The 3,176-nt window shown below is 31.1% G+C and carries 4 protein-coding genes and 1 pseudogene; all 5 read right to left on the bottom strand.

Translation table 11 applies throughout. The annotated features are described in order from the left end of the window. Positions 1-542, bottom strand: a pseudogene (locus B0A58_RS12255) (type IV secretion protein Rhs); the annotation flags it as partial. A gap of 15 nt (positions 543-557) precedes the next feature. After that, the gene (locus tag B0A58_RS12250; protein WP_089081295.1) at positions 558-821 is read right to left on the bottom strand and encodes a Txe/YoeB family addiction module toxin; all 264 of its coding nucleotides are present in this window, start codon (positions 819-821) and stop codon (positions 558-560) included. Further along, a complete protein-coding gene (locus B0A58_RS12245; RefSeq protein ID WP_044032249.1) occupies positions 812-1,018 on the bottom strand; it encodes a DUF2683 family protein in 207 nt (68 codons plus the stop codon). Before B0A58_RS12245 ends, B0A58_RS12250 begins: the two co-directional genes overlap by 10 nt. Positions 1,019-1,410: 392 nt before the next feature. Beyond that, a complete protein-coding gene (locus B0A58_RS12240; protein ID WP_089081294.1) occupies positions 1,411-1,902 on the bottom strand; it encodes a hypothetical protein in 492 nt (163 codons plus the stop codon). A 14-nt stretch (positions 1,903-1,916) separates the two neighbouring features. Then, a partial coding sequence (locus tag B0A58_RS16860) for an RHS repeat-associated core domain-containing protein (RefSeq protein ID WP_243389495.1) occupies positions 1,917-3,176 on the bottom strand: 1,260 nt, incomplete at its 5' end.

Here is a 3,176-nt window from a genome sequence, read left to right as displayed (position 1 = left end):
GCCTCGTTTACCACTTTGTTCACTTTTTGCCCACTTGCGGTGTAAAGATACGTAATGTAATTGGAATTACCAAATAAAATTTTTGTAGGTAAATTCAGGTGATTGTAAGTGGTATTTTTGATGTCTTTGTTTTTGTCCACGGTCATATTGCCGTTGTTGTCATACTCAAAATCATCGTTTTGGGTGTTGCCATCGTTAAAACCCTTTGGATTTGCCGTGTCATCTGTAACCGACAACAGCAAATTTGAATCAGGTTTGTAAGCATAACCCAAAAAGTCCATTTCTTGAGCATACATAAACGACGAATCAGAATCCAAATCGCCATTACGTCTCAAATTCAAGATGTTACCATTTTTGTCATATTCCAATCGTTCATCATACGAACCAGGAAAAGGGTTTGTACTTTGCGGTTTTTCGTATTTTCCTTCCAGCAACCTATTCAAATGATCATGAGAATAGTTATATTTTCTCAATACATTGTCCGATGAAGTCCGCCAAAAAGTTTCCGAAATATTGCCGTTAAACAAAGCGGTAAAAACCAATTTTATAAATTAGTCTTAAATATAATGACCTCTCAATGAATGAATTTGAATACTATTTTCTTCAGTGATTGAATAAACAAGCCGATCTTCGTGTGTAATTCTTCTAGACCAAAAGCCTGCCAAATTATATTTTAAAGCTTCAGGTTTTCCAATTCCATGATAAGGCGCTATTTTTATTGCTTCAAGTAACAAATTAATTTTCTTTTGAACCTGTTTATTTCCTGATTTTTTCCAATATTCAACATCAATAAGAGCACGATCTGAATAATTTATTTCCATAAATCAGCACTTTCAATTGTCTTAAATTTACCTTGTTTAAATTCTTCTTTAGATTGCAGAATCTTATCCACAAAATCTTGATTATAAGGCTTTTCAATGTCGTCATTAGTATCAAAATCAACATTAAAGCCAACTAATATTTTCTTTATTGCGGCAAGTTCTTTTTTGTTTTTTGGCTTTACAGTTAAGGTTGTCATGCTATTCATCTTGAAATTAGAATTGTAAATGTAATAAACTTTAAATTAGTACACAAGTCTTTTTCTAAATAAATTACATTTTTTTTATCTTTTTTTTTGGCGTTCCTTTTCAGGTCGGGCTTTGCGCTATATTCCCGATTGGTAAAAAGCTACGAGCAAAGCCCTTGTTTTTATCCATCGGGAGATGCAGCTTCAATCCCTAACGCAAACTCTAATTTCAGTTGAAAACAGAGCAATTTAAAACTTTTAAATTTAGTTTTTTTACTTTAATTTTTAAAAACCCTATAAACTTTTGGTTTACAGGGTGTTATAAAAAAATGATTATTATTTTAGTATTCTTCAAAGTCTGGAGGCTTTACAGAGCATTTTCAAATTTTGGAGAGCTGGTTTATTTAATAATCCTCAACATTAAAAAACATAAAACTATTTAATTTTATTGAATCTTTGTTATTTATGGAGTAAAGTAAACCATCGAAATAAAATTTATATTTATGATTTGAAATCTTTTCTATTCTCATTTTTAAACTATTATTTTTTGGTTCAAAATACAGAGTATTATATTTGTTTCTAATTAAAAAATTTTTAATTAAATAATTCGTATTATTTTTTTCACCAAAATTTATGAAATCAGAAGAAAGAACATCATTTAAAGGAACCCTAAAATCAATATGATATTGGTTGTAATAAGTTGAATAAGTGTAATCAATAATGTTAATTTCTTTTATTTTATTATTATTTGTGTCTTTTGATTTTATTATTTCAAACTTATAAAATCCGAAATAAAAACTTTCTCCATTAATTGTAGTTCTAGTAGTATTAACTCGATAGATTAAAGTTGAAAAAATTGCTATAAACGAAATAAATGCAATAATTTTATTTTTCATAATTAGTGTTTTTTTTATTCACGTATTTGTAGAGGTGTAAGTACTAGAGGAGATCCTTCTCCAGAATGTTTACCTGTTAGAAAATCTAGAGCTAAAGTTACTAGTTTCTGAGCCTGCCCAACCGTTATATCAATTTGTAATTCAGGAAAAACTTTAGAAATTGGAATACCCACTTCAGTAAATGTCTGATTTATATCGCCAGTTTTATATTCACTTTGTCCGCTTTTTTGATCTCTTGACTCATCTTTAATAAAATCGCTACTATTATTTACTTTTTCAGCAATAACTTTAACTTTAGATTCAAAAAAACCACCATCAGCATTTGATTTTTCTTCTTTAGTTGCCTCTCTAGATGAAGATGAATTTACTTTTTCGCTGTAATCAGTGTATTTCACCTGATTTCCCATTGCATCTGTATAATTTTTATCTTCAGGTGTATAAGTAATATTCGAATTTGTTAAAGTGGTTTTACCTATAGTTCCTTCAGAATTAATTTGAGTTGATAATGTTGTTTTTGCTATAGTAAAGCTACCATTCTTGTGATTTGTCTTTGTATATGTTTCATGATTTACTATTCTTTTATCTTTATTTTGAATAGCATAAGTTATTGTATAAGTAGGGTCAACAACTTGCATTCCATCAGGATCAATAAACCTCATTGGATTATCAACACAATAATTGTATGGAGTCCATCGTCTATACTTCTCCGCCAACGGGTCAATATTCATCCAACGCCCTATAGCAGGGTCATAATTCCTAGCCCCATAATCATACATATTCAACCCCAACTCATCCTGCCACTCCTTCCCATTATACTTATAATTATAAACCAAAGGAAACAAAGGCGTTACGGGTTTTATTTTGGAGGCAACACTTTCACGCACATACAACCGCTTGTCGGAGTTGTAGTTGGTGTGTTTGAGCCCAAAAGGGTAGTAGTGATTTTCTTCCAAAATCGACAAGGCTCCCGTGGGCGTTTGCGTGTAACTCATCCTGATATTCCCCAAATGGTCTGTGTAATTAAACACGTAATTAAACAAACTACTTTCAGTTAATTTGTAAGATTCGTTTACATTTACATAGCCTTCAGCATGCGGAAAAAACACCAACCCACCATCGCCAGAAGGCAAGGTTTTGTACTGAAACCCGTTAATGTAATCGGTTGTTGTAATTACTCCAGCCTCGTTTACCACTTTGTTCACTTTTTGCCCACTTGCGGTGTAAAGATACGTAATGTAATTGGAATTACCAAATAAAATTTTTGTAGGTAAATT

The organism is Flavobacterium branchiophilum NBRC 15030 = ATCC 35035 (assembly GCF_002217205.1).
Taxonomy (GTDB): domain Bacteria; phylum Bacteroidota; class Bacteroidia; order Flavobacteriales; family Flavobacteriaceae; genus Flavobacterium; species Flavobacterium branchiophilum.
Note: the sequence above shows the minus strand (reverse complement) of the source record. Positions and strands in the feature narration are given on the sequence as shown.

Coding starts and splice junctions, on each gene's coding strand:
- B0A58_RS12245 (WP_044032249.1), bottom strand. CDS start 1,018: ATGACAACCTTAACTGTAAAGCCAAAAAACAAAAAAGAACTTGCCGCA.
- B0A58_RS12250 (WP_089081295.1), bottom strand. CDS start 821: ATGGAAATAAATTATTCAGATCGTGCTCTTATTGATGTTGAATATTGG.
- B0A58_RS12240 (WP_089081294.1), bottom strand. CDS start 1,902: ATGAAAAATAAAATTATTGCATTTATTTCGTTTATAGCAATTTTTTCA.